Here is a 26,587-nt window from a genome sequence, read left to right as displayed (position 1 = left end):
TCTTAGTACTCCACCTTCCACATGTAGCGACGGGTTTCGAGCGGATGATCGTGCAGGTCGGCGAGATGTTCGCCTATACGGTCCAGCGCAACGCCAACGATGTACGGTGCGACAATCGGACGAATTTCCGGATCAATACCCGGCATCTCGAAATCCTTAGAATCGTAAATGACAAGCCGCCTGCCGTACTTCTTACAAAAGGTGACAGCGCGCTCCATCAGCGGACGGCTTGGATCTTCGCCCAAAAGAAGAAAGAGCGGGACCGTTTCATCGACCACCTCGAAGGGTCCATGAAAAAACTCGGCCGACTCCAGCGGTGTGCTGTTGAGCCATTGCATTTCCATCAACGTACACACGCCAAAGACGTAGGCAGTACAGAACATTGGGCCTGAAGCGATATGATAGATGACCTGGTCATCCTGAAGTTCTTTGGCCTCAGCAGCTGCACGGGATTCATTGCCAGACTTAGCTACCGCGGCTGCTTTTGGAAGCGCCTTAAGAGATGATAGGAGCTTTTCTTCGAGAGGCCATCCGTCCTTGGCCGCAAGCAGCCCCCCCATGAAGCCCATCATCGCTATCGCCATCGACGTATGCGGAAGACCAACGATGTCTCGCTCTGCCTCACCGGTCAGGATGGAATGCTGAACCGCTTTGGCAAGCGGTTTGTCGGCTGTAGTAGCAAAACCCACAGTGATGACCGGATAGTCTTTCAGGAACTGCGCAGCTTCGACTGTCTCTTTCGTTGTGCCTGATTTTGAGCCCATGATGACAAGCGTGCGCTCATCGAGCCGAGGTGGCACCTGCGTCATGAATTCAGCCGGGAAGTAGCGCCGCACCTCGAGGGACCCGCTGTAGTGCTCGATCCAATATTGCAGCGCCAGCATGGAGCGGTTGGGAGCGCCGCAGGCAACGAAAAAGACACGATCAATCCCATCGGCCAGCTTGTGAGCCAAGGCCGCCGCTTCTTCGACGACGCTAGCCGCACCCTTCAGGGCATCTTCAGTTTCATTGCTGTCGACCAGCGCGTCCATGGGCACGTTCCTCTTTTCCGGTTTGTGTACCAATTATTATTTGGTATACATAACGGAGTCAACTTGCCGGCAGAAAAAAACAACACCACGGAGAGGCCCGGTCTTTGGTTCGGAAAATAATGGGATCGGTTATGGGCAGCACAAAGCACTCAACAACGACCAGACGGTCACCTTGGGGCCAAGAACCCGGCGAACTGCTCCAATCAAACAATGATAAACCTATGCTGGTTGTCGCCGTGGACTCGCCATTAAGGTCAAAAAGCATCGGAGACGCCGGGTTCAAATCCGTAACATTCTAAGAATTGCTCACCGGATTGGTATCTAGAGGTTGGAATCTTGAGTAAAATTGGACAGATGCAATCGCAAAAAGTTGCGAATTCAGGATGCGCGGACTACCAGTTAGTTGAGTTCAGGGAAGTGGATCAAATCGTGCGCACAGATGAAAACTCAACACCGTTTGTCTATGAGCAAACACAGCAAAGTATTCTCGATCTAATCGAGCGAAAAAACTACGTGGCCGGGGATCGCATTCCTTCGGAACGAGAGTTGGCAGAACGCTGCGGTGTCCATCGCGCCACAGTGCGCCGCGCGCTCGATAACCTGCTCGAATTGGGGATTTTGGAGAAAAAAGGTACAAGCGGCACATATATTCCTGCCCCAGTGGTACGTCGACCAATCTCTCGTTCAGAACTGTCACACTCTATTTCTGAGATCGTTCACGAGTGCGGTGGAGAACCAGGTGGCAAGCTGCTCTTCTTCGAGGAAAACCTTGCTGGTCTACGTCTTTCGGAGAAATTGAGTGTGGAGGTTGGTGAGCCGCTCTTCGCGATCAAGCGGCTTAGAACCGTCACCGATCTTCCTTTTTGTCTTGAGACGACCTGGATCCCCTGCCGTCTTGTTCCAGATCTTGCTGCAGACGACGTTCTTGGTAACACATCCTTTTATTCGTTGTTGCATGATCGCTACGGCATCGAAATAGGAACCTCCCAGGCAACAATCCATTCAGCTACAATTGGTTCAAAAGATGCGGGTCTTCTCAACATGAAAACAGGCGAAGCTGCGCTTGTCGTGAATTCGGTCACGTCAGATACGTCCGGTAAACCAATCGAATATCTAACATCTCTAAACCATCCCAAACGCGTGATGTTCACGGTCAAATAGTTGAAGACAAACGGGTGAAGCTGGAAGGAAAGTTGCCCCGTGTTCTTGCGCTTTCTCCGCGTGCGTCTCACGCTGACCCGGTTGTCCTGCACTCACGGCTTGGCGAGCAACCGAACCTCCACGGTGACAGCGGCTCAGGTTCCAGTATTCGCCTCTACTTCGCAGATGGCGCTAGTCGTTTTTTATGAACCGCGTTGGACTGAACGACGACAGCATCTCCTCTCGACGGCCGAAAACAATCTCTTCAGCAGCCAGTTGGCCCAGAATCGGTGCGAGTGTAATTCCACTATGAGTAGATAGAACGTACAGGCTTTTCGTGCTCTCAAGAAAGCCAACTGCAGGGAAACCATCAGAAGGCATGGGCCTGGTACCAGTGACGATCTGGCTGACTGATAGTTGAGGTATCGAAGGGAGTAACTCATGCAGCCGTTGCGAGATTATTGATGCTAAGGCTACGGGATCGTTGGGATCTGCACCGCCGCTAAACTTTTCACCTGCGATCAAGCTGCCATCCTGTGTTTGGCGGACATGTATACCATGCCCCATCACCAAATGTGATAGACATCGCTTGACTGGATGAGTGTGTACGAGAACACCCTTCCCGTTCTCCATTGGTAAATGAGATCCCGCTTTTGATAGGATTTCTCCTGACGCTGTTCCAGCAGCGACAATCACAACATCTGAAGAGAAGTCACCAAAGGTTGTTCGAGCGCCAACTACTTCCTCACCTTCGTAAAGAAAATCGACCAATTCGCATCCAGAAAGCACTTTGGAGCCCAGCAATGCAGCGTGTTTCAGTAGAACGTTCGTTGCCAATACAGGATCAAGAGATCCCTCTATCGGGCAGTAAAGACAACGCTGGGGTGGCTCGGCCACATTTGGTTCAAGTTCCATGAACCGGTTTTGGTCGATTAACTCTACTGGATACTTCCTGTGTCGCAATTGTTCGTACATCTCAAAAAGCTGGTTGTCATCAACCCCATAGTAGAGCGAACCATTGCTGACGAAGCCAAAATGGTCTTTGATCTCAGCCTGCAGCTCGGAATACGCAGCAATTCCTGCCATGCGCAAATCAAAATACTCAGAGGTGGCGGCATAATTCGCGTTGATCCATGAAAAACTTTGACTTGTAGCTCCCGCTGCAGGCTTAGCCATGTCTATGAGAGTGACATCGGCACCTCGTTTCGCAAGGTGATAGGCAACTGATGCCCCAATAATGCCCGCACCGATGATAAGTGTTTTCATTTCTAAGCTCTCTAACTACACCACGCTACTTCAACCTGAGGCACACGCTGTGGCCTTGCCGCTTGCAGGCTGCGCAAATTGATCATTATGTTTGAAACCTACCGATACAACGAAAACCGATGTGGCTTGCTGAAGACGACGGATCTTGCGGGGATCGAGCCGTTGGCCGGTATCGTTGACAATAACTTGGCGCGCATAAGTGCGAGCCACCTTTTAGCACTTTGGGGTGTTCTTGATCAGATTTTGTCTGTTGTGGGCAGCATGCTCTGTGAATTTGGCCGTGACCAACGAAGCGACTACAAGTCCATTCCCAAACGTTGCCGATGGTATCATAGAGCCCATTTTCTGAAGGTCGAAACGAGCCAACTGGCATTGTGAAAGGAGGACCAGTCAAGCGCTCATGTTTCCATGGGAATTGCCCAATCCACGTGTTCGCATGTACCTCGCCACCTTCATATAACTCTGCGCCCCAAGGGAAGTCGGTTTCGGTGCCAGAGCGCGCGGCACACTCCCATTCAGCTTCAGTTGGAAGCTGCTTTCCGGACCAAGACGCAAACGCGACTGCGTCAAAGAAAGAAATGTGCACAACCGGGTGGTCCCAGCGTTCGCAGATGTCGGAGTCGGGGCCTTCTGGTTGATGCCAACATGCTCCTTCAATGAGTGACCACCAGTTGTTTATGTCCTTGAGTGAAACAGGGCCTTGCGCCATCTGAAACACGAGGGACCCAGGGGGCGACAATTCTTGGCCATGATCATCCAGCAGTGGCTTTTCCGCATTCGTGACATAGTTGGTTGCGTCGACGAATGCTTGAAACTCTCGGTTGGTGACCGCGTATTGATCAATGTAAAATGGTTCAACAGAGACCAGCTTCAAGGGAGCCTCTTCGCGGTAATGGCGAACTGACCCCATTGTAAACTCGCCTCCATTCATCAGAACCATATCGGTCAATTCGTCACCTAAGCTTTCAATTTGTATCCATCTTCCGGAATTGATCCGAAGGTTACATGTCCTCGGGCTCTATGTGTCCGCCCCTGCAAGCTACACATGATCTTGAGAAAGGTACTACTACCTCTTCGCGAGCATGCTGATGAAGCCTTGTGTTTTGCTCGAGCTTTCGATGCGCCATACAAGGATTTCATCGATGAGCTTATTCTTAGTTTCAGCTTGTTCCGGATCATCCCAAAGATTGTGCCGCTCTCCGGGATCCTGATCCAGATTGAACAATTGCCCTTCGTCGCTGTCGACAAAATGAACAAGCTTAAAAGAGCCCTGCCGGATCATGGTCATGAACTCCGTGCCCTTCAGGATGCCGTCATTTGCCGCTTCTGCAAAGACACGCGGACGCTCTACGTCATCTTCCTCGAAGAGGATATCAAACAGAGATTTTGCCTCCATCCAATCAGGGACATTAAGACCAGCCATTTCCAGAACGGTCGGACCCAGATCAATCAGTGAAACGAGTTGCTCACACCGCTTGCCAGCTTCAATCTTTCCTGGCCAGCAAACCACTGCTGGCACATGAACACTCTGCTCAAACATGTTCCATTTCTGCGAATGGCCGTGATCGTTCAAGCAGTCGCCATGATCGGATGTGAAGATGATGACCGTATTGTCCAGCACACCGCGCTTCTCGAGGCGGTCAACAATCTCACCAACCTGCGCATCAATCATCGTCACATTGGCATAGTAATATTCTCTCTGGCGCTGAAGCTGTTCGTTGGTCGGATCTGCGAGATGAACAACGGCATCATGCTTCCGCTCAATATGATTTTGCCTGAGTTCGCGCAGCGGCTTGGGTTGTGAATCCAAGTCGTAGTCGCGGATCGCCTTGGGGAGTTCCTTGCCCTTGTACATATCCGCGTAGTCTTGCGTCGGATCATAGGGCGGATGCGGACCAGGAAACCCGACCTGCAGGAAGAAGGGTTCGTCCTCGGGATACCGCTCGAGCCACCAGCACGCTGTCTCACCGACAAACACGTCGGGATGAAGATCTTCGTCCTGCTCCCAGATGAAAGCGCCAAGGCTTTCATTGTAGTCAGGTAGCTCATTATAGTAGTTATGACGGCTCGGTTTGTAAGCCTTGCGGGCGTGCAGCGCCTTATCCCAATTATCGAGATAGAATGGCAACCCCGGACTGTCCCTGTCCTTGTTCTCAACAACGTGGCGTTCATGAAACCCAAAGGAACCTTCGATCGGCATCGTGTGCATCTTCCCGACGTTGACACATCGATAACCGGCCTGGGCCAGCTCTTCCACCCAACAGTAGGCCCACGGCTCATCGTTGCGAAAAACGCCGTTCGTGTGCGGATAGGTCCCGCTGAACAGCGCGGCGCGCGATGGTGCGCAAACGGGGGCAGCGACATACATGTTCTCAAAAACTGCACCCCGGCGAACCAGTTTGTCGAGATTGGGCGTAATCATATGATCAAAGCCATTCGCCGCAATCGTATCGATGCGTTGCTGGTCAGTGATGATGAAGACGATATTTGGTTTCTTGCTCATGTACTCTCTCGGATGTGTTTGTTTTTGATTTCCACTTTTTCACTTGGTGCCGCTCGCGACTTAGAACACATCTTCGAACTCACAATTGACCAGCATCTCAGCCATTGCCGCATTGTTTGGTAACTCAATCGCTGTCCGAACAAGTTGCGCAATCGTTTCCGGCTGCGTCATGTCCTCTGGCTCAATCTGACAGGTCGGAGAGCTCGCGCTCATGGAAGTTTTGACCCAGCCTGGACAGATCGCTGTCGCGCGAACGCCGTGTTCCCAACCATGTGTCTTGGTTGCATGGGTAACGGCCATGAGAGCGTATTTCGAAATTGCATAACCAACAGCCGCATTCTTGATGCGTTTTCCTGCAAGTGACACGATGTTGACCACTCTGCCGCGGCCGCAAGCTTGCAGATGTGGAAGGCACAATCTCGTCAATCGCAGCGGTGCCTTCACATTGACTTGGAACATTTTGTCGAGTCCGTCGTCATTGTCGTCCAGGATTGTGACACGGGTGCCCCACCCTATCGCATTAACAAGCCCATCAATTTGTCCAAAGCTCTGATGGGTCGATCTAACCCAGTTCTCAGCTGACGCTGGTTCAAATGCGTCAAACTGTGCGAACATCAACATTTCGCTTGCAGGACCAAAACGGCGCTCGGCATCGGCAAGGTCTAAGACACCCAGGCTAACGCGATAGCCATGAGAACGAAGCTCATCGACTATCGCAGTACCAATCCCACCATCGGCGCCGGAAATAAGAACTACAGGTCTATTTTGTTGATTAGCTCCCATGCCTACCCCATCTAAGCGCCGGTCTGTTGCAAAACATCGTTAGATGCCTGGCTTAAGGTTGGCGGCACCCGGAACAACTTTCATAAATTGCGGCTTGATAACGACCTCGCCAATGGAGACCCGTGCAGGCTGCGTGACAATGAATGTAATGAGGTTGGCAACATCTTCAGGCTGGAGCAGCTTGGATGTGTCGTCGACGTGATTTTGAGATCGTTGGTTGGTATCGCCCGCACCCGGACAAATTGCAGTCGCTTTGACGCCATGCTCAATACCTTCGCTATCAGTTGTTTCCGTCAGGCTCATGACGCCGAATTTTGACGCACTATACGTGCCAAACTTAGCGTACCCAGTCTTGCCCGAAGTCGAGGCGATGTTGACGATATGGCCCGATTTTTGATCACACATTTTGCTGAAAACAGCTTGTGTGCAGAGCAGCGTGCCTTTTAGATTGACAGCATGCACCCAGTCCCAGTCTTCTTCCTTGATGCTCGGAATCGGGCCATGGACGGCGACGCCGCCATTGTTGACGAGAATATCAACCTTGCCAAACTTGTCGTAGGCGGCCTTGGCCATTGCATCGACTTGAGCTTTTTTCGATACGTCAGTTGTGACGGCGAGCGCATCACGACCAAGTGACTTAATTTCTTCGGCGACGGCTTCAATTTCGGCTGTGTCTGGCGAGGCAAGAACAATGTCAGCCCCCTCACGGGCAAATGCCAAAGCCGTTGCTTTGCCGAAACCGCGGCCTGCACCAGTGATGATCGCTACTTTATTTTCCAACTTCATGTCATTTTCCTTTTTATTTGTGTTGTTCGCTCAGCTGTACGAGCGTCAATTTTGCATTCTGTCTGGCTGGCCATGCGTGGCACCTCCTTGATTGTTTCAAGGTGCGCTTGCAGTCACGCCAGTCCCGCTTCCAGCCTTAGCGCAAGAATCCTGCGTACCGGTTCTCCAAGAAACGAAAGATCGCTGATAGGGCCATGATCAACACGAGATAAAAGAAGCCTGCTGTGATAAAGCCTTCAAGGGCTACATAGTATGACTGGTTCAACTCGCGGCCGGCGCCGAGGATGTCGGTCACGGCAATAAGGCTCGCAATCGCACTGCTGTGCACAAGGAAGATTACCTGGTTGGACAGTGGAGGAATAACTCGTCGCAAAGCACCAGGAAGGGTTACATTCAAGACGACCTTTGTCTCAGACATCCCGTAAGCGCGCGCTGCTTCGATTTCACCTTTTGGAATGGATTGAAGAGCGCCGCGGATGATCTCGCTGAGGTAAGCTGCTAGGTTCAACGTAAACCCGAACAGCAAGCAAGTCAGAGCGTCCTTGAGGAAGAACCAGAGCCAACCTTCCCGTACCCAGTCAAATTGGGCGAGGCCGTAGTAGAGAAGATAAATCTGTACCAGAAGTGGCGTACCACGAAGAACATAGGAATACCCACGAGAGAACGGGCTTAAGACGGGGACATTGTAGACCCGCACCAGCGCCAACGGCAGTGCAAGCACGCTTCCCGTGACAAGAGATACTGAACAGATTATGATTGTGATCCAGAGGCCTTCGAAAAAGTTGGGCAGGAATTCGATGATAATGTCAAAATTCATGTTCAGACCCTACGCGCGCTGATAACGACGCTCGAGGACGCGTAGTCCGAGGTCAGAAACGATTGTAATTAATAGATAGACGAGAAACGCAACAAACAAGAAAATGAATGGTTCAGCTGTTGATTTTCCAGCTTGTTGAGCCATATAGGTCAGGTCTTGCAGACCGATAATTGATACGACCGCGGTCGTCTTCATAAGAACTAACCAATTGTTTGTGAAATTTGGAAGAACCAACGGGACAAACTGTGGCCAGACAATTTCGACAAGCCAGGTGCGCGGACGCATACCAAATGCTTTTGCTGCTTCAATCTGGCCTCTTGGTATTGAAAGATATGCCCCTCGGAATGCTTCGGCCATGTATGAACCAAAAATAAATCCGATAGCCACAGACCCTGCAAAAAACTGGTTGATCTCAATTCGCTCATAAAGCCCGGTTGCGGGACCAATTTTATTGACCAGAATTTGGCCGCCAAAGAAAATAATGAGCATAAGGACGAGCTCAGGAAGTCCTCTTACAACCGTCGTGTAAGTCGAACCCAATCCGCGTAAGATTGCGCTGTCGCTGAGTTTCGCAGCAGCTCCCAAAAATCCAAAGACGATCGACATCAATACCGAGGCCAAACTCAGCGCAATCGTAATCCAAGCGCCCTTGGCTAGAAGCGGTAGAAACGCGATGACATTGTCAATCATTAAGGCATGTCCTTAGGAGTGTTAGAACGGTGGCGGCCTTGCGGCCGCCACCAACCAACTTACTTTTCGCCGTAGATATCAATATCGAAGTAACGAGCGTTGATCTTCTGATACTCACCATTGGCATAGATTGCCTGGATTGCAGCGCTGATGCGATCGCGAAGCTCTTCCTCGCCTTTACGAACGCCGATGCCGTCGCCTTCACCAAAGATTTTGGGATCTTCGTGAGTTTCGCCAAACAAGGCCAGTCCCGCACCCTTGTCAGTTTCCAGCACTTTTTTGGCCAACAAAAAGCCAACGAAAGTCGCATCGATCCGACCAGCTTTCAGATCAAGCCACACTTCATCTTGCGATGGATAGGTCTTGATGTCCGCTTCGGGATAGTAGGCTTTGAGATAGTCATGCTGCGTCGTACCAGCTTGTACGCCGACCTTCACACCCTTCATCTCGCCTCGCGCATCGTTGAATTCTGCGCCTTCAGCGCCCACGAATTGGCTCACGCCCTGCTTATACTTCACCGTGAAGTCGATGACTTCTTGACGTTTCGGCGTAATCGACATGGAGCCAAGAATGGCGTCAAAGTTGTTGGCTTGCAGGGCTGGAATGATACCGTCCCAAGCTTGTTCAACCCAAGTGCATTCAGCGTTCATTTCTGCACACAGAGCTTCTCCGATTTCGAAATCGAAACCAGTCAACGAACCATCGGGCTTCTTGTAAATGAAGGGTTCGTAGCCGGGGCTTGTGCCCCAGCGGATTTTCAGTTGCTCTTCTGCGAAAGCCGAAGTGGCTGTGAACGATGCCGCTCCAAGCATGGCGGCGACACCGAGTGTTGCTGCGAGTAGTTTTTTCATTGGGTAGTCCTCCTTGTGGATCCTGATGTTGGTTTAGACGTTTCTTGCTTGCTCAGTTTCTGGCATGCGCCAAAAACTCACCCCATTTTTCACCCTTGGGCCGTTTGGAAAACATTTCCTTCGGCGGTCCGGATTGCGAGATTTCGCCATCATGAAGAAAGACAACCTGGTCGCTCACATCGCGGGCAAATGCCATTTCATGTGTGACGACCAACATGGTCCGGCCTTCCTCAGCCAGCTCCCGCATGACCTTGAGCACTTCGCCGACCAGTTCAGGGTCGAGCGACGATGTAGGCTCATCGAAAAGCAGAGCTTGGGGTTCCATTGCCAACGCCCTTGCGATCGCAGCGCGTTGCTGCTGGCCGCCCGAAATATGCGTTGGATAAGCGTCTTTGCGTGCGTAAACGCCAACACGCTCCATTAAACTGTCGGCAAGCTCACCGGCTTCAGCCTTCGACTTGCCCAACACCTTGATAGGCGCCAGCATAATATTCTCTCTGATCGTCAAATGGGCCCAGAGGTTGAACGACTGAAACACCATCGAGAGTTGCGAACGAAGCCTTTCGACCTGACGCTTGTCTTCGACCGTTCCCCTGCCGTGCCGATCTCTCGATATCTTGATCTTTTCGCCTGAGACATTGATCTCGCCCGCTTCGGGCATCTCAAGTAAATTGATGCACCGCAAAAAGGTGCTCTTCCCGGAGCCGGAAGCACCAAGGATCGAAACAACATCGCCAGCCTGAGCCTCAATGCTGATCCCCTTGAGGACCTTCACGCTCCCAAATGACTTCTCAATATCACGTACGTCTAAGATCGGTGTCTTCACATCTTTACCTTCTGACTGGTATAGTATACCAATGTTAGCGAGAAGCGCGAACCAGAGTCAAGCGCCCTGCCCAAAAAAGATGAGCAGCGAAACTAGCTAACTGCGCATGAACAGCCCGACACGGGACTTTTGACGAGGAGAATTCTATGTCGACACAACAGGCACCTGCCGCAGTGGTGATGATCAGGCCCCACAAATTTACCGCAAATCCACAGACCGCCGAGGATAACTCATTTCAAACCTGTAGTGGTTCTGTGACTGGGCGGGAGGCTATTTCCGCGCTCACCGAATTCGATGCCGCAGTTAACAAGCTCGAGGCAGCCGGGATCGTTGTCCATACCTTTGAAGATCATGGTGAACGGCAAACGCCGGACTCTGTTTTCCCCAATAACTGGTTCTCCACACACACTGGCGGGCACATCGCCGTGTATCCGATGTTCACTGAAAACCGACGCCTTGAGCGCCGGTGGGACGTGATCGAGTTTCTAAAACGAAACTACCGTGTTCAGGATGTCATCGATTATTCTGGCTTGGAACAGGACGATTTAGCTCTGGAAGGCACTGGCGCGATGGTGCTCGATCACATTGAGCGTGTCGCCTACACAGCAGAGTCCAACCGCGCTGATCCAATCATTCTTGAGCGGTTCTGCACCAACTTTAATTTTGAACCTATGGCGTTCAAAGCGGCCAATAGAGATGACAAGGCGGTTTACCATACCAATGTCATAATGGCCGTTGGCACCAGCTTTGCTCTCGTCTCTACCGAAATGATGGTCGATGCGGAGCGTCGCGCAGCCGTTGTCGATCGTCTCAAGGAAAGCGGTCGTGACGTGATCGAGCTAAGTGAAGCTCAAATCGACGAATTCGCGGGTAACGCCATGGAGCTGACGGCAGGTTCGAAGAGATATCTCGCAATTTCAACGCGCGGTGTCGACAGTCTTACAGACGATCAGAAGTCGCGCATCGAGAAGAGCGCTATGCTTCTCCCAATTTCCATCCCAACAATTGAAACCGCCGGCGGCTCTGTCCGCTGCATGATGGCGGGCATTCATCTTTCAAAACGCTAATTGACCAGACCGATCGGACCAAACACATGAACAATCTTGCAGCAAAACCTGTCACAAACCTTGAACCTTCTAAACTCGCGATGGTCCCCTTCGTCAGCGTCGACAACATGATGAAGATCGTGAACACCATCGGTGCCTCGAAAATGATCGCCGAGATCGCGAGCTATATTGAGTCTGATTTCCTGAGATGGGAATCTTTTGACAAAACACCCCGCGTTGCCTCTCACTCCAAAGAGGGTGTCATCGAACTGATGCCGACGAGCGACGGCGAGACCTATGGGTTCAAATATGTAAATGGTCATCCGGCCAATATGGCGAGGGGGTTTCAGACGGTCACAGCATTTGGCGTTTTAGCCCGCGTGGACAATGGCTATCCAGTGCTTCTGTCAGAAATGACGATCCTGACAGCATTGCGGACGGCGGCGACATCTTCACTGGTCGCGAAATATCTCGCGCCAGAGGGCTCAAAAACCATGGCAATGATAGGGAATGGCGCGCAATGCGAGTTCCAGGCGCTCGCGTTTCAAGAAGTTGTCGGGATCGATACGGTCCGACTGTATGATGTGGATCCTGAAGCAACCGTCAAAGCAGCCGCAAATCTTGCCAATAGCGGCCTGAAAGTGATTGCGTGCAAGTCATCGCAAGAGGCCGTCAGCGGGGCAGACATTATCACAACCTGCACCGCCGACAAATTGTGTGCCACTATCCTGACCGACAATATGGTAGGATCCGGAGTCCATATCAATGCGATTGGCGGCGATTGCCCAGGCAAGACCGAACTTCACAAGGACATCCTTCTGCGCTCCGATATCTTTGTCGAGTATCCGCCGCAAACGCGGATCGAAGGCGAAATCCAACAGTTGGACGATGACCACGCTGTAACTGAAATTTGGGAAGTGATGTCAGGCAAGGCGGAAGGCCGCACGTCTCCCGAACAGATCACGCTCTTCGACAGTGTGGGCTTCGCGACCGAGGACTTTTCAGCACTTCGCTATGTCCGCGATCAGCTTGAGCGAACCGGCCATTTTGTGGAACTGGATATGCTGGCCGATCCTGACGATCCTCGCGATCTTTTCGGAATGGTGCGTCGTGCCGATACTGCAGCGGACTGAATGATGCAAAACAACTTGGATGAAGAGCGGAGCGCGATCCGCCATGCCTTACATGCGTCAGATGCTGAAACTCTCACTCAACTGACAAATACATGCAGTCTCTCCGGATTTACGCGAAAAGCTGTTACAGCCCGCGCGGTCGAACTGGTCAAACACATTCGCTCAGACAGCCGTCCTGGCATGATGGAGCTGTTTTTGGCGGAGTACGGTCTGTCCACAGAGGAAGGCGTCGCGCTCATGTGCCTCGCGGAGGCATTGTTGCGCGTGCCCGATAGCGGCACGATAGATACGCTGATCGAAGACAAGATCGCGCCGAGTGATTGGGGCGAGCATCTCGGCAAGTCATCGTCATCATTGGTCAATGCGTCCACTTGGGCTTTGTTTGTGACCGGGAAGGTCTTGAATGAGACGGCTTCTCGGCCCGTCGCTCAAACTTTGCATGGAGTAGTGAAGCGGCTGGGCGAGTCCGTCATCCGTCAAGCTGTTTTGCGCGTCATGAAGGAGTTGGGTGGTCAGTTCGTTTTAGGCGAGACAATTCAATCTGCCATGAAACGTGCAGCCAAGAAGGAGAAGAGCGGCTTTACCTATTCATATGACATGCTTGGCGAGGCCGCACGCACGGCCGCGGACGCTCAGCGATACTACGATTCATACGCGGACGCGATCCAGGAACTAGAGCAAGCCAGTCGTTCGCGCGATATCCGCGCAAACCCTGGGATTTCGATCAAGCTCTCAGCCCTTCACCCGCGATACGAGCAATTGAAACACGCCCGTGTGATTGACGAGCTTGTTCCGCGCACACGCGATCTTGCCGCCCTAGCGAAAATGGCCGGCATCGGTCTGAACATTGATGCCGAAGAAGCGGGTCGCCTCGATTTGTCCTTGGATGTCATCGAGCGGGTTCTTTCAGATCCTCAACTCGAAGATTGGGACGGGTTTGGCGTTGTCGTGCAAGCCTACTCAAAGCGCGCTCCATTCGTCTTGAATTGGCTTTATGAGCTGGCAAAGCGACTGGATCGAAAGATCATGGTGCGTTTGGTCAAGGGTGCCTATTGGGACACCGAGATCAAACACGCACAGGTGGAGGGGCTGCCAGACTATCCCGTGTTTCAGACCAAGCCGGCCACCGATATCAGCTACATTTGCTGTGCCAAAATGCTTTTGGGCATGACCGATCTCATCTATCCTCAATTCGCTACACATAATGCGCATACCGTAGCTGCGATCCTGGAGTTGGCGGACAACCCTGATGCCTACGAGTTCCAGAGACTGCACGGTATGGGCGAGGCCCTGCATGATGCAGTGCATAGTCAAGAAAAGACGCGCTGCCGCATTTACGCGCCGGTAGGTGCACACCGCGACCTACTTGCGTACTTAGTGAGACGACTGCTGGAGAATGGTGCCAACAGCTCCTTCGTCAATCAGATTGTTGACGAGAGTGTGCCAGTAGCGCGGGTGGCGGCAGATCCATTCGAACAACTGGAAAGCATCATGGCGCATTCCGGATCAACTGATATAGCGTTACCGGAGGCGCTTTTTGCGCCGTCTCGACATAATTCAAAAGGCTATGATCTTGAGGACCCGTTTGTGATTGAAACGCTTCGCACGGAACTCGATGAGCTTTCAGCGAAGGATTGGAACCTTGGGTCAGGAACAGGAAGTGTCGTTCCCGTGATCTCTCCCCAAGATGGAAAGGTGATCGGCAGCATTCGGTTTCTAACGAGCGAAGAAACAACGGCAGCCGTCGATCAGACCAAACCTTGGATAGAGGCCAACACTCAAGAGCGCGCGGATATCCTGAACAAGGCAGCCGATCTTTACGAGAAAAACGCGGTTTCCCTGTTTTCCTTGCTGATCCGAGAAGCCGGAAAAACGATCAATGACTGCGTGGGTGAGCTTCGTGAAGCTGTTGATTTTCTGCGGTACTATGCGTCCGAAGCGAAGAAAATCGATGGTCAGCCTGCTGGCATTTTTGCCTGTATCTCACCGTGGAACTTTCCCCTCGCGATCTTCACCGGACAGATATCAGCGGCCCTTGCCGTCGGGAACGGTGTGGTCGCCAAACCAGCTGAAAGCACGTCGCTCATCGCCGAATTCGCGGTCGGATTACTCAAGGAGGCAGGCGTCCCAGACAACGTCCTGACCTTGGTGCCTGGAACTGGTGAGGTGGTGGGAAGAGCCATCACGTCTCACGCCAAGATCGACGGAATTTGTTTCACCGGTTCTACGGCGACCGCGAAACGCATTGATCAATCTATGGCCCAGCACTTGAGTCCTTCAGCTGCTTTGATCGCGGAGACTGGCGGCCTCAATGCCATGGTCGTTGATAGTACCGCACTGCCGGAACAAGCTGTTGGGGACATTATCGCATCCGCTTTTCAGTCAGCAGGGCAACGCTGCTCAGCACTAAGAGTGCTCTACCTACAGGAAGACATCGCAGAAAACTTCAAGACCATGCTGTTTGGCGCGATGGACGAACTCGAGGTCGGAGATCCAAATGGTTTTTCGACTGATGTCGGACCGGTCATTGATGAAACAGCAAAGATGCGCATCATGGCCCATGTCCAAAAGGCTGAGACAGAAGGCAGGTTGCTTAAGCAAATCCAAACGCCCGACCAAGGAACGTTTATTGGTCCAACCGCAATAGCCGTGTCTGGCATCGATCATCTGGAAGAGGAAATCTTTGGTCCTGTCCTTCATATCGCAACGTTCAAAGCGGAAAATTTGGACGCGGTTGTCGATGCAGTCAATGCGACAGGCTATGGCCTGACTTTCGGCATCCATAGTCGAATCGATGACCGGGTTCAGCATATCGTCAGCCGTGTCAAAGCGGGCAACATCTATGTCAATCGTAACCAGATCGGGGCAGTCGTAGGCTCACAGCCGTTCGGTGGTGAGGGATTGAGTGGGACTGGACCGAAAGCCGGCGGGCCACACTATCTTTATCGCTTTCTCAAACCAGAAAACGTTGGTTACCAGGCCGACCAGGGTTCGAAGTCGCTTTCGACAACCGATATTGAGCGCGCATTTGATCGGCTCGAGCAACAGACGCCCACATCGCCTTTGACCCAATCCAGCTTACCTGGTCCGACAGGAGAGTCTAACCGTCTCTATACCTACGCCCGAGGCCGCGTTTTGTGCCTGGGACCGACAAAAGAACAGGCTGAAAAGCAATCGGCAATCGCGAAGAAACAGGGCTGTCAAGCTATTGCGGTCGCTCTAGGCGTTGAGGACGGGCTTAACGGGACAATTGATCCGGACACGCTGAGCGAAGTGTCCAAGCTTGCTGCAGTGGTCGACTGGTCCGGTGACACCCAAGCAGTACGTCAGGCGCTCGCGGAGCGACTGGGTCCTATCGTTCCCCTGCTCACAATGAAGCATTTTGAACGTTGGCTTGTCATCGAAAGACAAATTTGCGTAGACACAACCGCCGCTGGCGGCAATGCGGAGTTGATGGCATGACGAAACCGCTGGATCAAGCGGCTGAAGCCTCGCACACAACCGGTGTCGCCTTTGTTGTAGCTGCAGCCTTGTCCGCTGCAGTCATGGTCGCAATGGCTAAGGAGTTGGTTCATGGCTTGCCGGCAGGCATTGTCACCTTTGCTCGGTTTTTTGTGCAGGCTGTCCTGCTTTCACTATTGTTTGTTGTCTGGCGTCCAAAGGGCGACATAAGGCCTCGTTTGTCCTATTTTATTCGAGGGGCACTCTTAGGCGTGTCAGCTTTAGCCCTGTTCAGCTCATTGCTGTTCATGCCGCTTGTGGACGCCATAGCAATCTCTTTTGCAGAGCCCCTCATTCTCACAATTCTTGGCGCTGCCTTCTTGAAAGAGAGCATTAGTCTACGCCGTTCGGTTGCACTCATCATTGGGTTCATCGGCGCGCTGATCGTGATCAGGCCCAGTTTTGTCACAGTCGGCGCACCAGCTTTGTTGCCGCTTGCAGCGGCTGTTTGCACGGCAATTTGTGTCGTGATCACGCGCGCTCAAAATGGGAAAGAGGAGTCTCGCCCGATGCAGTTTTGGATCTGTATCGCAGGTGCCGTTGTTATTGGGTGCGGCTTACTACTCGGGAGTTCGGGGCCAATCGAAGCGCTTCAGTTCGTCATACCATCCTCCAATCAGGCGCTCGGGCTGCTGGCGATTGGCGCACTTGCAACAGGTGTCCAGATGCTCACGATCGCAGCGATACAGCGCGCGCCGGTAGGGATCTTGGCGCCCTTCTGGTATTTCGAGATCATAGGCGTGACGCTCATCGGTGTCGGCTACTTCTCGGAATGGCCGGACACACAAACTGTGTTTGGAGTTTGTATCATCGTGAGTGCGGGGCTTTATGTCTGGTTCAGAGAATATCAGCTGAGAAATCAATGACCAAATTGACTCCACCCGTCCGTGCGTCACCGGCACTGCGGGTTGACGGTCTCTTTGGATAAGTGTGGCGTTATTCTGCTGTAAGTTGAACGCGGTTGGGATGATTAAGAGACGCCAAAAACTCGATAGGTTTCCCATCTGTATCCTTGATCACCGAATGAATGATCAGGGCAAATTCTCCCCCATAAAGACCCAAGAGTTCGGAATCCTTTTTTGAGATATTGGCGGCGCTCACGGTTGCCGTGCCGGTTCCGGTCTTGATCCCATACCGACTGTTGAGAATGCTGTAGAGGGACTCGTCGCCCAACAAGTCACCCGCCGCCAACCCCGGCACGCGCTCGCCGGGTAACCAAGTGGTCTCGATGCAAAAGGTAAGCCCGTTCACGCTGCGAACCCGTTTGATCATGATCACGGGGTCACCGCTTTTGATCATCAGTTTCTCGGCCAGTCGAGCGCTTGCCTCTGCCTCTTCAAAGAACAAAAGCTTGTTGCCTGGCTGTCCACCGCAATCACGGACAATCTGCGAAATTGAATGGGTGCTTGAATGTGCAGATATCGGTCTGAGTACTGTTGGGGCCGGAACATAGGTTCCACTGGTGCCTCGTTTTTCCAACCGGCCTTCTTTGACCAGATTGGCTATTGCTTTGCGTAGAGTTAGACGATTGATCTCAAAGCGCTCGGACAGGTCTCTTTCTGACGGAATCTTGTCCCCTGCGTTGTAGCTACGGTCCTCTATCATCTTGAGGATTGCGCTCTGTGCCTGTTCATAGACCAGAGACCCGTCTGCTTCACGTGCTAGTTTAGTCAATTCGTCCCCTCCAAAACAGATGCGCTCATTGGTCTATCCCTAATCACTTGTCGGGACTACGATTATCTTCACCTTTTGCCCTCCCAGATACATTCCATTTTCATAGACCAATGGTCAATGCCCGTAAGGATTCTGTCGCGAAGTCCCTGTAATTCCGGCACTCCCAACTTTTTCACGCCGAATTCTGCGCAGCCGGTTGACTCCCGCAACGCTCCGGGATTATTGTCTGGTATACTATACCAGTTTATGAAGGATGTCATGGCAGTAGATGTTAACGCAGGTCAAATCGCCTCTTATTTGCGGCACTCAGCTGACCAGGTCGATCAAGTCGCAGAGTTTGGAAAGTCACTCGCTGACAAGGTAGATCGCATCTACTTCATCGGCTGCGGCGCTCCTAACAGGACAATGCTGACGCTTGAGTATTGGCTCAAGCACGAGAGCCAATCTCTCGAAGTAGACCGGTTCTTCCCGGCCGAATTTATGACGCAAGTTCCTGCGCGTCTCGACGATCGAACACTTATCATTTTGGGATCAAAATCCGGCACAACAGCCGAGACCGTTGCGGCGGCGGAGTTCTTGAAAGATAAGCCAGGTATCACCGTTGGCTTTACACAGGACGAGACCAAGCCATTGGCCAAAGCGGTCAAACACCCGTTCTTTACCGGCGAGACGCCGCAGGCGCACATCAGCATGTATATCCTGATGCAGGCATTTGTGAGCGGCCTTGTGACCGCAAAAGACAATTGGCCGTTGCTTGACAAGATGCTGACGTCGCTCAAGGCAATGCCCGAAGCCTGTGGCCAAGCACAGGTCGATGTCGATCCGCGTGCCAAGGAAGAGGCCCGTCTCTATAAAGACGACCGCGTCCTGTATCACATCGGTTCAGGCCCTGTGTTCAACACTGCTTATGTTTTCGGCGTTTGCATGCTTCAGGAAATGCAATGGATGCACTCCAATGCCATCGAAGCCGCCGAATTCTTCCACGGTCCTTTCGAAGTTGTCGATGAGAACCTGCCATTGATGCTTTATCTTGGTGAGGATCCAAGCCGGCCGCTCATGGAGCGCGTCGTTCGCTTCTGCAACAAATACACTGAACGTGTCATCGTCTACGACTCGAAGGATTTCGAGATGAAAGGCATTGATCCGGAGATACGGCAATATGTTGCCCCGTTTGTGATGCAGTGTGGATTGGATCGTCTCGCAGAACGACTGGCAGTCTGGCACAATCAGCCACTGACCACACGCCGCTACATGTGGAAGACGGAATACTGAGTGATGGCGCGCATCCTTGGCATTGGTGACAATACGATCGATATGTATGTCGATCATGGCGTCCAGTATCCCGGCGGGAACGGGATCAACGTTGCGGTGATGAGCAGACGGTTAGGCGCACAAGCGTCTTACTTGGGCTGCATCGGAAACGACGATCTCGGCGACATTATCCGTGACATGTTGAAGTCAGAAAAGATTGATACGTCACACATGCGGCGGATTGATTATCCCAACGCGTGGACGCGCATCAAACACAACGGCAACGATCGCATGTTTGATGGCAGCAATCCGACTATGGAAGGGATGTATAATCTTACGGCGCGTGATTTTGAATATATTGCAACCCACGATCTGACGCATGGTTGCCTTTATGGCAAGCTGGACAATGATCTCGCTGACATCTCACGTGCCGCGCCAATTCTGTCGTTCGACTATGCAGATGAGTTCAGTTCGGATTATCTCGATAAAACCGCCCAACATGTCGACATCGCATTTCTATCTAACCCCGGCGCTAGCGAAGAGGCCTGTGAGCAGCTTTGCCGTGAAGTGGCAACCCGCGGACCAAGCATTGTGGTGGTAACCCGTGGTGATCAGGGGTCTATGGCTTACGACCGAAACAAATTCTACAAACAGGGCATCGTTTCAGGGCACATCGTCGACACGCTCGGTGCCGGAGATGGCCTGATTGCGGGATTTCTGGTTGCGCACTTAAATGGCGCAACCCTGTCTGAAGCGCTTCAGAAGGGTGCTGAGAATGCGACTTTCGTTTGCGGATATCGCGGTGGGTTAGGATACGAATCAAAAATCAAGCCGGACCAAGCAGGGCTTTCCAGAAATTAGGAATTACGCGTGATTTCTTCAACCAACCTCCCTGAACCTGGCCACCAGTCGAGCAATCGTCTGGTGGCCTTTTTTGTTCAGGCACTTTGGTGGGTGATCGCGTGTCGATCATATGCATCACAGCCTACCTCCCAAGGCTGACAGGGCCCGGCGTGTAGCGCGGTGCGCTCCGTCGGGCTTTTTTGCCAATGAGAACTAACGAATAGAGAGGATTCCCCCATGTCCAAGACACGCCGACAGATCGCCGAACGGGTCTCCATCGAGTGCTCAATCGACATGCGGGACTCCAAGGCCATCTTGGATGCGATCTTTCAGCAGATGTCAGACGCTCTAGCGCGCGGTGAAGAGGTCAAACTGTCGGGCTTTGGCAGCTTTCGAACCCATGTGTCGCCTGAGCGTATGGGCCGGAACCCCAAGACCGGGAAGCCTGCGCTGATTTCAGAACGCCAACGGATCACCTTCAAACCATCCAAAGCATTGGTCGGGCGGTTGGCACAGGGGGACAAGTGATATGTGCTTTGAACACCAAGGGATTACCTTCGAAGCCCTCGCCGGCGGGATCATTGCCTCCACGCTGACACCCTTTGATGATGCGGGCGGTGTGTTGTGCCGCGCCATCACCGATCAGGCCAGCAGGCTAACCCGTATCGATGGCCTCATCGGCATTGCGGTCAACACAACGGTGCGGGAACGACTGACACTGAGCCCCGAAGAGAGGCTTGAAGTCATCCGCTGCACCCGTGCCGGTCTGGAAAACGGCCAGATCCTTGTCTCATGCGTCGGTGAACTGTCCGAGGCCGTGTTCAACGATGTGATCGCCTGCAAAGCGGCTGGCGCTGACGCGATCATTACGTTCCCCTCTAAATGGACAACTGGATTTGAAGGACAGACGCTTGGAGAGCGGATCACGCATCTGGCGGCACTGACCGACCGTCTTGCCCTGCCCGTTATCCTCGCCCTCGGAAATGGCGAGAACCGATGGGCCGACGCACCCGAAGACCTCGCCCTGCTGGCTGTCGCCGGTCGTCAGATTCTTGGCTTCGACATGGGCCATGACGATAATGTGCTGCGTTACGATCAGGACTACTACACGCTCAAGGGAACCGATAGGCCAATGGCCTTGTTGCCATCCTCGGAAGGCGCCCTCTTCCACAATCTCAACACCGGAGGCGACGGTGTCTTGTCATCACTGGCCTATATCGCACCGCACGAAGTGGCAGCCCTCTACAGCGCGTCCCGCGATGGTCGCTTCCATGAGGCCCAAGCCATCCACAATCAACTCGCGCCCTTGATCGCGATCATGAATGGTCATGACATCAACACCCGTGAGATGCTCTGCCGTCAGGCGGCACATCTGCGGGGTCTGCTCGCCTCTCCAGATGCACGCGGACTGGACACACCGCTCTGTCCCCACCTCATAGCCAGTCTTCAAAGCACGCTCGACGACATCGCCCTCAAGCCGATCAGCTGGGTGTGACCAATAATCTAGCGAAACTAACAGACTGTGCAGGTCTGGCTACGAGCGTTTTGGATATGAGCTGCCATATGTTCTAGACAGCGAAGCAACAATACTGACCTGTGTTGCTACACTATCCGATTATTGAATCCTAGACTCTTTCAGCGAGCATGCTGATGAAGCCTTGTGTTTTGCTCGAGCTTTCGATGCGCCATACAAGGATTTCATCGATGAGCTTATTCTTAGTTTCAGCTTGTTCCGGATCATCCCAAAGATTGTGCCGCTCTCCGGGATCCTGATCCAGATTGAACAATTGCCCTTCGTCGCTGTCGACAAAATGAACAAGCTTAAAAGAGCCCTGCCGGATCATGGTCATGAACTCCGTGCCCTTCAGGATGCCGTCATTTGCCGCTTCTGCAAAGACACGCGGACGCTCTACGTCATCTTCCTCGAAGAGGATATCAAACAGAGATTTTGCCTCCATCCAATCAGGGACATTAAGACCAGCCATTTCCAGAACGGTCGGACCCAGATCAATCAGTGAAACGAGTTGCTCACACCGCTTGCCAGCTTCAATCTTTCCTGGCCAGCAAACCACTGCTGGCACATGAACACTCTGCTCAAACATGTTCCATTTCTGCGAATGGCCGTGATCGTTCAAGCAGTCGCCATGATCGGATGTGAAGATGATGACCGTATTGTCCAGCACACCGCGCTTCTCGAGGCGGTCAACAATCTCACCAACCTGCGCATCAATCATCGTCACATTGGCATAGTAATATTCTCTCTGGCGCTGAAGCTGTTCGTTGGTCGGATCTGCGAGATGAACAACGGCATCATGCTTCCGCTCAATATGATTTTGCCTGAGTTCGCGCAGCGGCTTGGGTTGTGAATCCAAGTCGTAGTCGCGGATCGCCTTGGGGAGTTCCTTGCCCTTGTACATATCCGCGTAGTCTTGCGTCGGATCATAGGGCGGATGCGGACCAGGAAACCCGACCTGCAGGAAGAAGGGTTCGTCCTCGGGATACCGCTCGAGCCACCAGCACGCTGTCTCACCGACAAACACGTCGGGATGAAGATCTTCGTCCTGCTCCCAGATGAAAGCGCCAAGGCTTTCATTGTAGTCAGGTAGCTCATTATAGTAGTTATGACGGCTCGGTTTGTAAGCCTTGCGGGCGTGCAGCGCCTTATCCCAATTATCGAGATAGAATGGCAACCCCGGACTGTCCCTGTCCTTGTTCTCAACAACGTGGCGTTCATGAAACCCAAAGGAACCTTCGATCGGCATCGTGTGCATCTTCCCGACGTTGACACATCGATAACCGGCCTGGGCCAGCTCTTCCACCCAACAGTAGGCCCACGGCTCATCGTTGCGAAAAACGCCGTTCGTGTGCGGATAGGTCCCGCTGAACAGCGCGGCGCGCGATGGTGCGCAAACGGGGGCAGCGACATACATGTTCTCAAAAACTGCACCCCGGCGAACCAGTTTGTCGAGATTGGGCGTAATCATATGATCAAAGCCATTCGCCGCAATCGTATCGATGCGTTGCTGGTCAGTGATGATGAAGACGATATTTGGTTTCTTGCTCATGTACTCTCTCGGATGTGTTGTTTTTAATTTCCATTATCTCTATCGATGCCGCTTGGACCTAGAACACATCGCCAGCTTGCTTTCGTTTGCGTATTGGATATTCCCAACGCACACATTCCTTGATTTGCGCCCACAAAAGTAACGGTACTAGCTCACGTACTTCCGTGAACTACAGCGATGGCCTCTTTCGCTCACGCCTACTTCAAAACCAAACATGTTCCAGCCGATCAGATACCTGGTTTCAAATTGTACGAGCCTGGAGGTGTCTTCATATGCTGTGGTTGAATAACAACCTCTCCGACATAAACGCGCGATGGTCGGCTCACAATAAATGTAATAAGGTCCGCCACATCGTCAGGCTGCAACAGCTTGGTGGTATCATCGATGTGATTTTGGGAGCGCTGCTCCGTATTTCCTGCACCTGGGCATATTGCGGTGGCCTTCACGCCAAAGGCTATACCCTCACTATCTGTGACCTCTGTCAAACCCATGACGCCAAATTTGGACGCCGTATATGTTCCAAACTTTGCGGTTCCGCCTTTACCGGCCGTCGATGCAATATTAACAATGTGGCCGGATCCTTGCTCGCACATATTGCTGAAAACTGCTTGTGTGCATAGCATCGTACCCTTGAGATTGACGGCCATGACCCAGTCCCAGTCTTCTTCCTTGATGCTTGGAATTGGACCATGGACTGCTACCCCACCATTGTTGACGAGAATGTCGACCTTGCCAAACTTGTCATAGGCCGCTTTCGCCATGGCTTCTACGTCAGGTTTATTTGAAATATCTGTCTTCACAGCTATTGAATCGCGACCCAGCGATTTGATTTCTTCGGCAACAGCTTCGATTTCAGCAGTATCTGGCGAGGCCAAAACAACATCTGCCCCCTCACGCGCAAAGGCCAAAGCAGTCGCTTTGCCGAACCCGCGACCACCCCCTGTTATTATCGCAACTTTGTTTTCCAGTTTCATATTACTTGGTACCTTTCTTGGCATTTCATGCTTCTTTCTTTCTTTTGCCAGATCTGTCGGAACAGCCCCGTCGATTATTCGGGAATTTGTTGCAGTCGATACTGACTACTTCCTTTGAGTCATTCTGCGCTCTGAGGAAGTTTCCGCCCTGATGTATGCTCATCGGAGGAAGCCGGCATATCTATTTTCCAACAGACGGGACAGCACTGCGAGTGCCATGATGAGCGCTATGTAAAAGGCGGCAGCGGTCACAAATCCTTCAAGGACCACATAATAGGTTGAGTTTAACTCACGTCCCGCTCCTAAAACGTCCACGACGCTGATGGTGCTGGCAATGACACTGCTATGGACAAGGAATATCACTTCGTTCGACAGTGGTGGTATGGCGCGGCACAATGCGCTTGGCAGTGTTACGTTCCGGATGACCTGAGCTTCCGACATTCCAACAGCCCTTGCCGCCTCTATCTCTCCCTTTGGAATTGAGCTTAGAGCGCCGCGTACGATTTCACTCATATATGCCGCAGTGTTGAGCGAGAAACCAAAAAACAGGCATATTTCAGCGTCGCTAACAAAGAACCAGAGCCAACTCTCTCGTACCGATTCAAACTGTGCCAGACCAAAGTAAAGCAGATAGATTTGAACCAGCAGTGGCGTACCCCGGAACACGTAAGAATAGGCCTGCGAGAACCGCCCAAGAACAGGCACATTATAGACGCGGACCAATGCCAACGGGAGGGAGATCAGAGCACCAAAGAAAATCGAGATTGCCACGATGCGAAGAGTGATCCAAAGGCCATCTACAAACAGCGGCAGATACTTGATGATTATGTCTAAATCCATCTGTCTGCCCTAATACCGTTTGTAGTGTCGTTCGACTGATCTCAATCCGAAATCGGATATGATGGTCAGCAGCAGGTAGATTAGAAAGGCGACCAAAAGAAAGACAAACGGCTCTCTCGTGGTGCGGCCTGCTTGAAGAGCCAAGTATGTCAGGTCCTGCAGACCAATGATTGAAACCAACGCGGTCGTTTTCATTAGCACCAGCCAATTATTGGTGAAGCCAGGCAAGACCAATGGAAGAAACTGAGGCCATACTATTTCCTTAAGCCAGACGCTTGGACGCATCCCAAAGGCTTTTGCCGCTTCGATCTGGCCTTTTGATATAGAGAGATAGGCTCCTCTAAACGCCTCAGTCATGTAGGAGCCAAAAATGAATCCGATAGCGAAGGATCCAGCAAAGAATTTTGGAATTTCGAACCGCTCAACCAGCCCACTTGATTCCACGAGGTGATTGATCAGAATTTGACCACCATAGAACACGAGAAGCATCATGACCAAATCCGGCACACCACGAATAAGAGTAGTGTAAAACGTTCCTAGGCCCCGCAATACAGCGCTGTTGCTAAGCTTCATTGCAGCGCCAAAAAATCCAAAGACGATCGCAAGACTGACAGACGTAAGGCTCAACAGGACCGTGAGCCATGCTCCCTTCGCTATCAACGGCAAAAACTGTAGGACGCTTTCCATCTAGCAGACGCTCCAAAGCATTGGAGCTGGCCTCTCAAGAGAGGCCAGCATTGAAATCACTCTGCGCCATAGATGTCGACATCGAAGTAGCGATCGTTAATTTTTTGATACTCACCGCTAGCGCGAAGAGCCAAAATGCCTGCACTCAAACGATCACGCAATTCTGTATCTTCCTTACGCACGCCGATGCCATCGCCGATACCAAAGATTTTCTCATCTGTGTGTGTGCGACCGACATGTTCAAACTTCGTGGCATTATCATCGGCCTTCAGAAATGTCTCACCGAGTAAGTAACCTACAAAGACGGCATCGACTCTGCCGGATTGCAATTCGAGCCAGACCTCGTCTTGGCCAGGATAGGTTCGGATGTCGGCTTTCGGATAGTAAGCTTTCAGGTAATCGTGATGAACAGTACCACGCTGAACACCGATTCTCACACCTTCGAGGCCACCGTGTTCATCGTTGTAATCCACGCCCTTCCTGCCGACGAATTGCTGCACTCCAGACTTATATTTACCCGTGAAATCAATGATCTTTGACCGCTCTTCGGTAATAGACATGGAACTCAAAATAGCATCGAAGTTCTTTGCAATGAGACCTGGAATGATCCCATCCCAATCTGACTCGACCCAAGTGCATTCCGCTTTCAACTCAGCGCAAAGCGCATCACCAAACTCGACGGTGAACCCAGTGAGTGACCCGTCTGCGTTCTTCATTTCGAAAGGCGCGTATGTTGGATCAATCGCGAAACGGATTTTCAGTTGCTCTTCTGCGAAAGCCGAAGTGGCTGTGAACGATGCCGCGCCAAGCATGGCGGCGACACCGAGTGTTGCTGCGAGTAGTTTTTTCATTTGATAGTCCTCCTTGTTGATCCTGATGT

25 protein-coding genes are annotated in these 26,587 nt (G+C 52.2%); 9 read left to right on the top strand and 16 right to left on the bottom strand.

The genetic code is table 11. The features are described 5' to 3' along the window. Nucleotides 1–2: 2 nt before the first annotated feature. Nucleotides 3–1,031 (bottom strand): SIS domain-containing protein, encoded by a 1,029-nt coding sequence (locus tag ACZ1HF_RS19040; RefSeq protein WP_472659141.1) that lies wholly within the window; start codon nucleotides 1,029–1,031, stop codon nucleotides 3–5. Between the two features lie 336 nt (nucleotides 1,032–1,367). Between ACZ1HF_RS19040 and ACZ1HF_RS19035 the strand changes: the two genes are divergently transcribed. Beyond that, the gene (locus ACZ1HF_RS19035) at nucleotides 1,368–2,192 is read left to right on the top strand and encodes a GntR family transcriptional regulator (protein WP_472659140.1); all 825 of its coding nucleotides are present in this window, start codon (nucleotides 1,368–1,370) and stop codon (nucleotides 2,190–2,192) included. 171 nt (nucleotides 2,193–2,363) lie between these two features. Here the strand turns inward: ACZ1HF_RS19035 and ACZ1HF_RS19030 are convergent, their stop codons facing one another. From ACZ1HF_RS19030 to ACZ1HF_RS18990, 9 genes are all read right to left on the bottom strand, one after another. Continuing rightward, nucleotides 2,364–3,437 (bottom strand): NAD(P)/FAD-dependent oxidoreductase, encoded by a 1,074-nt coding sequence (locus ACZ1HF_RS19030; protein WP_472659139.1) that lies wholly within the window; start codon nucleotides 3,435–3,437, stop codon nucleotides 2,364–2,366. 85 nt (nucleotides 3,438–3,522) lie between these two features. Continuing rightward, the gene (locus tag ACZ1HF_RS19025) at nucleotides 3,523–4,377 is read right to left on the bottom strand and encodes a formylglycine-generating enzyme family protein (protein WP_472659246.1); all 855 of its coding nucleotides are present in this window, start codon (nucleotides 4,375–4,377) and stop codon (nucleotides 3,523–3,525) included. A gap of 126 nt (nucleotides 4,378–4,503) precedes the next feature. Further along, nucleotides 4,504–5,940 (bottom strand): sulfatase family protein, encoded by a 1,437-nt coding sequence (locus ACZ1HF_RS19020; protein WP_472659138.1) that lies wholly within the window; start codon nucleotides 5,938–5,940, stop codon nucleotides 4,504–4,506. 60 nt (nucleotides 5,941–6,000) lie between these two features. Further along, nucleotides 6,001–6,723, bottom strand: a complete 723-nt coding sequence (locus ACZ1HF_RS19015; RefSeq protein ID WP_472659137.1) for an SDR family NAD(P)-dependent oxidoreductase — start codon at nucleotides 6,721–6,723, stop codon at nucleotides 6,001–6,003. 39 nt (nucleotides 6,724–6,762) lie between these two features. Next, nucleotides 6,763–7,509, bottom strand: coding sequence for an SDR family oxidoreductase (locus ACZ1HF_RS19010; RefSeq protein WP_472659136.1), 747 nt, complete (start codon nucleotides 7,507–7,509; stop codon nucleotides 6,763–6,765). A 136-nt stretch (nucleotides 7,510–7,645) separates the two neighbouring features. Then, nucleotides 7,646–8,326 (bottom strand): ABC transporter permease, encoded by a 681-nt coding sequence (locus ACZ1HF_RS19005; RefSeq protein WP_472659135.1) that lies wholly within the window; start codon nucleotides 8,324–8,326, stop codon nucleotides 7,646–7,648. A 9-nt stretch (nucleotides 8,327–8,335) separates the two neighbouring features. After that, the gene (locus ACZ1HF_RS19000) at nucleotides 8,336–9,016 is read right to left on the bottom strand and encodes an ABC transporter permease subunit (RefSeq protein WP_472659134.1); all 681 of its coding nucleotides are present in this window, start codon (nucleotides 9,014–9,016) and stop codon (nucleotides 8,336–8,338) included. Between the two features lie 59 nt (nucleotides 9,017–9,075). Further along, the gene (locus ACZ1HF_RS18995) at nucleotides 9,076–9,867 is read right to left on the bottom strand and encodes a transporter substrate-binding domain-containing protein (protein ID WP_472659133.1); all 792 of its coding nucleotides are present in this window, start codon (nucleotides 9,865–9,867) and stop codon (nucleotides 9,076–9,078) included. 52 nt (nucleotides 9,868–9,919) lie between these two features. Continuing rightward, nucleotides 9,920–10,642: an ATP-binding cassette domain-containing protein gene (locus ACZ1HF_RS18990; RefSeq protein WP_472659119.1), complete on the bottom strand. Its 723-nt coding sequence runs from the start codon at nucleotides 10,640–10,642 to the stop codon at nucleotides 9,920–9,922. Between the two features lie 197 nt (nucleotides 10,643–10,839). Here ACZ1HF_RS18990 and ctlX point away from each other — a divergent pair, with 197 nt between their 5' ends. From ctlX to ACZ1HF_RS18970, 4 genes are read left to right on the top strand one after another with little or no spacing between them, the layout of a single operon-like run. Then, on the top strand, nucleotides 10,840–11,760 hold the full coding sequence (gene ctlX, locus ACZ1HF_RS18985; protein ID WP_472659132.1) for a citrulline utilization hydrolase CtlX: 921 nt from the start codon (nucleotides 10,840–10,842) through the stop codon (nucleotides 11,758–11,760). 26 nt (nucleotides 11,761–11,786) lie between these two features. Next, entirely contained in the window at nucleotides 11,787–12,872 is a 1,086-nt protein-coding gene (locus ACZ1HF_RS18980; protein ID WP_472659131.1) for an ornithine cyclodeaminase, read from the top strand. Continuing rightward, nucleotides 12,873–16,334 carry a bifunctional proline dehydrogenase/L-glutamate gamma-semialdehyde dehydrogenase PutA gene (putA, locus tag ACZ1HF_RS18975; RefSeq protein ID WP_472659130.1) on the top strand — a complete coding sequence of 1,154 codons (3,462 nt, stop codon included), beginning with the start codon at nucleotides 12,873–12,875 and terminating at the stop codon, nucleotides 16,332–16,334. Further along, entirely contained in the window at nucleotides 16,331–17,239 is a 909-nt protein-coding gene (locus tag ACZ1HF_RS18970) for a DMT family transporter (protein ID WP_472659129.1), read from the top strand. Before putA ends, ACZ1HF_RS18970 begins: the two co-directional genes overlap by 4 nt. Before the next feature lie 70 nt (nucleotides 17,240–17,309). Here ACZ1HF_RS18970 and ACZ1HF_RS18965 read toward each other — a convergent pair whose 3' ends face one another. Continuing rightward, entirely contained in the window at nucleotides 17,310–18,047 is a 738-nt protein-coding gene (locus tag ACZ1HF_RS18965) for a GntR family transcriptional regulator (protein ID WP_431376731.1), read from the bottom strand. A 258-nt stretch (nucleotides 18,048–18,305) separates the two neighbouring features. Here ACZ1HF_RS18965 and ACZ1HF_RS18960 point away from each other — a divergent pair, with 258 nt between their 5' ends. From ACZ1HF_RS18960 to ACZ1HF_RS18945, 4 genes are all read left to right on the top strand, one after another. Beyond that, the gene (locus ACZ1HF_RS18960) at nucleotides 18,306–19,319 is read left to right on the top strand and encodes an SIS domain-containing protein (protein ID WP_472659128.1); all 1,014 of its coding nucleotides are present in this window, start codon (nucleotides 18,306–18,308) and stop codon (nucleotides 19,317–19,319) included. Nucleotides 19,320–19,322: 3 nt separating this feature from the next. After that, the gene (locus ACZ1HF_RS18955; protein WP_472659127.1) at nucleotides 19,323–20,159 is read left to right on the top strand and encodes a PfkB family carbohydrate kinase; all 837 of its coding nucleotides are present in this window, start codon (nucleotides 19,323–19,325) and stop codon (nucleotides 20,157–20,159) included. A gap of 219 nt (nucleotides 20,160–20,378) precedes the next feature. Next, the gene (locus ACZ1HF_RS18950; protein ID WP_472659126.1) at nucleotides 20,379–20,669 is read left to right on the top strand and encodes an HU family DNA-binding protein; all 291 of its coding nucleotides are present in this window, start codon (nucleotides 20,379–20,381) and stop codon (nucleotides 20,667–20,669) included. A gap of 1 nt (nucleotide 20,670) precedes the next feature. Further along, a complete protein-coding gene (locus ACZ1HF_RS18945; RefSeq protein ID WP_472659125.1) occupies nucleotides 20,671–21,636 on the top strand; it encodes a dihydrodipicolinate synthase family protein in 966 nt (321 codons plus the stop codon). Nucleotides 21,637–21,766: 130 nt separating this feature from the next. On the opposite strand, the gene ACZ1HF_RS18940 is transcribed toward ACZ1HF_RS18945, so the two are convergent. The 5 genes from ACZ1HF_RS18940 to ACZ1HF_RS18920 all read right to left on the bottom strand — a co-directional run bounded on the left by ACZ1HF_RS18940 (nucleotide 21,767) and on the right by ACZ1HF_RS18920 (nucleotide 26,558). Continuing rightward, nucleotides 21,767–23,206 carry a sulfatase family protein gene (locus ACZ1HF_RS18940; RefSeq protein ID WP_472659124.1) on the bottom strand — a complete coding sequence of 480 codons (1,440 nt, stop codon included), beginning with the start codon at nucleotides 23,204–23,206 and terminating at the stop codon, nucleotides 21,767–21,769. 227 nt (nucleotides 23,207–23,433) lie between these two features. Then, nucleotides 23,434–24,180 (bottom strand): SDR family oxidoreductase, encoded by a 747-nt coding sequence (locus ACZ1HF_RS18935; protein WP_472659123.1) that lies wholly within the window; start codon nucleotides 24,178–24,180, stop codon nucleotides 23,434–23,436. A 159-nt stretch (nucleotides 24,181–24,339) separates the two neighbouring features. Then, the gene (locus tag ACZ1HF_RS18930; protein ID WP_472659122.1) at nucleotides 24,340–25,020 is read right to left on the bottom strand and encodes an ABC transporter permease; all 681 of its coding nucleotides are present in this window, start codon (nucleotides 25,018–25,020) and stop codon (nucleotides 24,340–24,342) included. Nucleotides 25,021–25,029: 9 nt separating this feature from the next. Beyond that, the gene (locus ACZ1HF_RS18925) at nucleotides 25,030–25,707 is read right to left on the bottom strand and encodes an ABC transporter permease (RefSeq protein ID WP_472659121.1); all 678 of its coding nucleotides are present in this window, start codon (nucleotides 25,705–25,707) and stop codon (nucleotides 25,030–25,032) included. A gap of 56 nt (nucleotides 25,708–25,763) precedes the next feature. Continuing rightward, the gene (locus ACZ1HF_RS18920) at nucleotides 25,764–26,558 is read right to left on the bottom strand and encodes a transporter substrate-binding domain-containing protein (RefSeq protein WP_472659120.1); all 795 of its coding nucleotides are present in this window, start codon (nucleotides 26,556–26,558) and stop codon (nucleotides 25,764–25,766) included. Nucleotides 26,559–26,587: the final 29 nt, after the last annotated feature.

This window comes from Litoreibacter sp. GN1-5 (assembly GCF_055693805.1).
The sequence above is the reverse complement of the archived record's forward strand: the minus strand, read 5'-3'. Positions and strand labels throughout refer to the sequence as shown.

Bases quoted from the DNA above. Each gene is read 5' to 3' on its own strand.
- ACZ1HF_RS19040 (WP_472659141.1), bottom strand. From the start codon at position 1,031: ATGGACGCGCTGGTCGACAGCAATGAAACTGAAGATGCCCTGAAGGGT.
- ACZ1HF_RS18930 (WP_472659122.1), bottom strand. From the start codon at position 25,020: ATGGATTTAGACATAATCATCAAGTATCTGCCGCTGTTTGTAGATGGC.
- ACZ1HF_RS18970 (WP_472659129.1), top strand. From the start codon at position 16,331: ATGACGAAACCGCTGGATCAAGCGGCTGAAGCCTCGCACACAACCGGT.
- ACZ1HF_RS19010 (WP_472659136.1), bottom strand. From the start codon at position 7,509: ATGAAGTTGGAAAATAAAGTAGCGATCATCACTGGTGCAGGCCGCGGT.
- ACZ1HF_RS18940 (WP_472659124.1), bottom strand. From the start codon at position 23,206: ATGAGCAAGAAACCAAATATCGTCTTCATCATCACTGACCAGCAACGC.
- ACZ1HF_RS18925 (WP_472659121.1), bottom strand. From the start codon at position 25,707: ATGGAAAGCGTCCTACAGTTTTTGCCGTTGATAGCGAAGGGAGCATGG.
- ACZ1HF_RS18945 (WP_472659125.1), top strand. From the start codon at position 20,671: ATGTGCTTTGAACACCAAGGGATTACCTTCGAAGCCCTCGCCGGCGGG.
- ACZ1HF_RS19000 (WP_472659134.1), bottom strand. From the start codon at position 9,016: ATGATTGACAATGTCATCGCGTTTCTACCGCTTCTAGCCAAGGGCGCT.
- ACZ1HF_RS18995 (WP_472659133.1), bottom strand. From the start codon at position 9,867: ATGAAAAAACTACTCGCAGCAACACTCGGTGTCGCCGCCATGCTTGGA.
- ACZ1HF_RS19020 (WP_472659138.1), bottom strand. From the start codon at position 5,940: ATGAGCAAGAAACCAAATATCGTCTTCATCATCACTGACCAGCAACGC.
- ACZ1HF_RS19025 (WP_472659246.1), bottom strand. From the start codon at position 4,377: ATGGTTCTGATGAATGGAGGCGAGTTTACAATGGGGTCAGTTCGCCAT.
- ACZ1HF_RS18950 (WP_472659126.1), top strand. From the start codon at position 20,379: ATGTCCAAGACACGCCGACAGATCGCCGAACGGGTCTCCATCGAGTGC.
- ACZ1HF_RS18960 (WP_472659128.1), top strand. From the start codon at position 18,306: ATGGCAGTAGATGTTAACGCAGGTCAAATCGCCTCTTATTTGCGGCAC.
- putA (WP_472659130.1), top strand. From the start codon at position 12,873: ATGATGCAAAACAACTTGGATGAAGAGCGGAGCGCGATCCGCCATGCC.
- ACZ1HF_RS19030 (WP_472659139.1), bottom strand. From the start codon at position 3,437: ATGAAAACACTTATCATCGGTGCGGGCATTATTGGGGCATCAGTTGCC.
- ACZ1HF_RS18980 (WP_472659131.1), top strand. From the start codon at position 11,787: ATGAACAATCTTGCAGCAAAACCTGTCACAAACCTTGAACCTTCTAAA.
- ACZ1HF_RS18920 (WP_472659120.1), bottom strand. From the start codon at position 26,558: ATGAAAAAACTACTCGCAGCAACACTCGGTGTCGCCGCCATGCTTGGC.
- ACZ1HF_RS19005 (WP_472659135.1), bottom strand. From the start codon at position 8,326: ATGAATTTTGACATTATCATCGAATTCCTGCCCAACTTTTTCGAAGGC.
- ACZ1HF_RS18935 (WP_472659123.1), bottom strand. From the start codon at position 24,180: ATGAAACTGGAAAACAAAGTTGCGATAATAACAGGGGGTGGTCGCGGG.
- ctlX (WP_472659132.1), top strand. From the start codon at position 10,840: ATGTCGACACAACAGGCACCTGCCGCAGTGGTGATGATCAGGCCCCAC.
- ACZ1HF_RS19015 (WP_472659137.1), bottom strand. From the start codon at position 6,723: ATGGGAGCTAATCAACAAAATAGACCTGTAGTTCTTATTTCCGGCGCC.
- ACZ1HF_RS18955 (WP_472659127.1), top strand. From the start codon at position 19,323: ATGGCGCGCATCCTTGGCATTGGTGACAATACGATCGATATGTATGTC.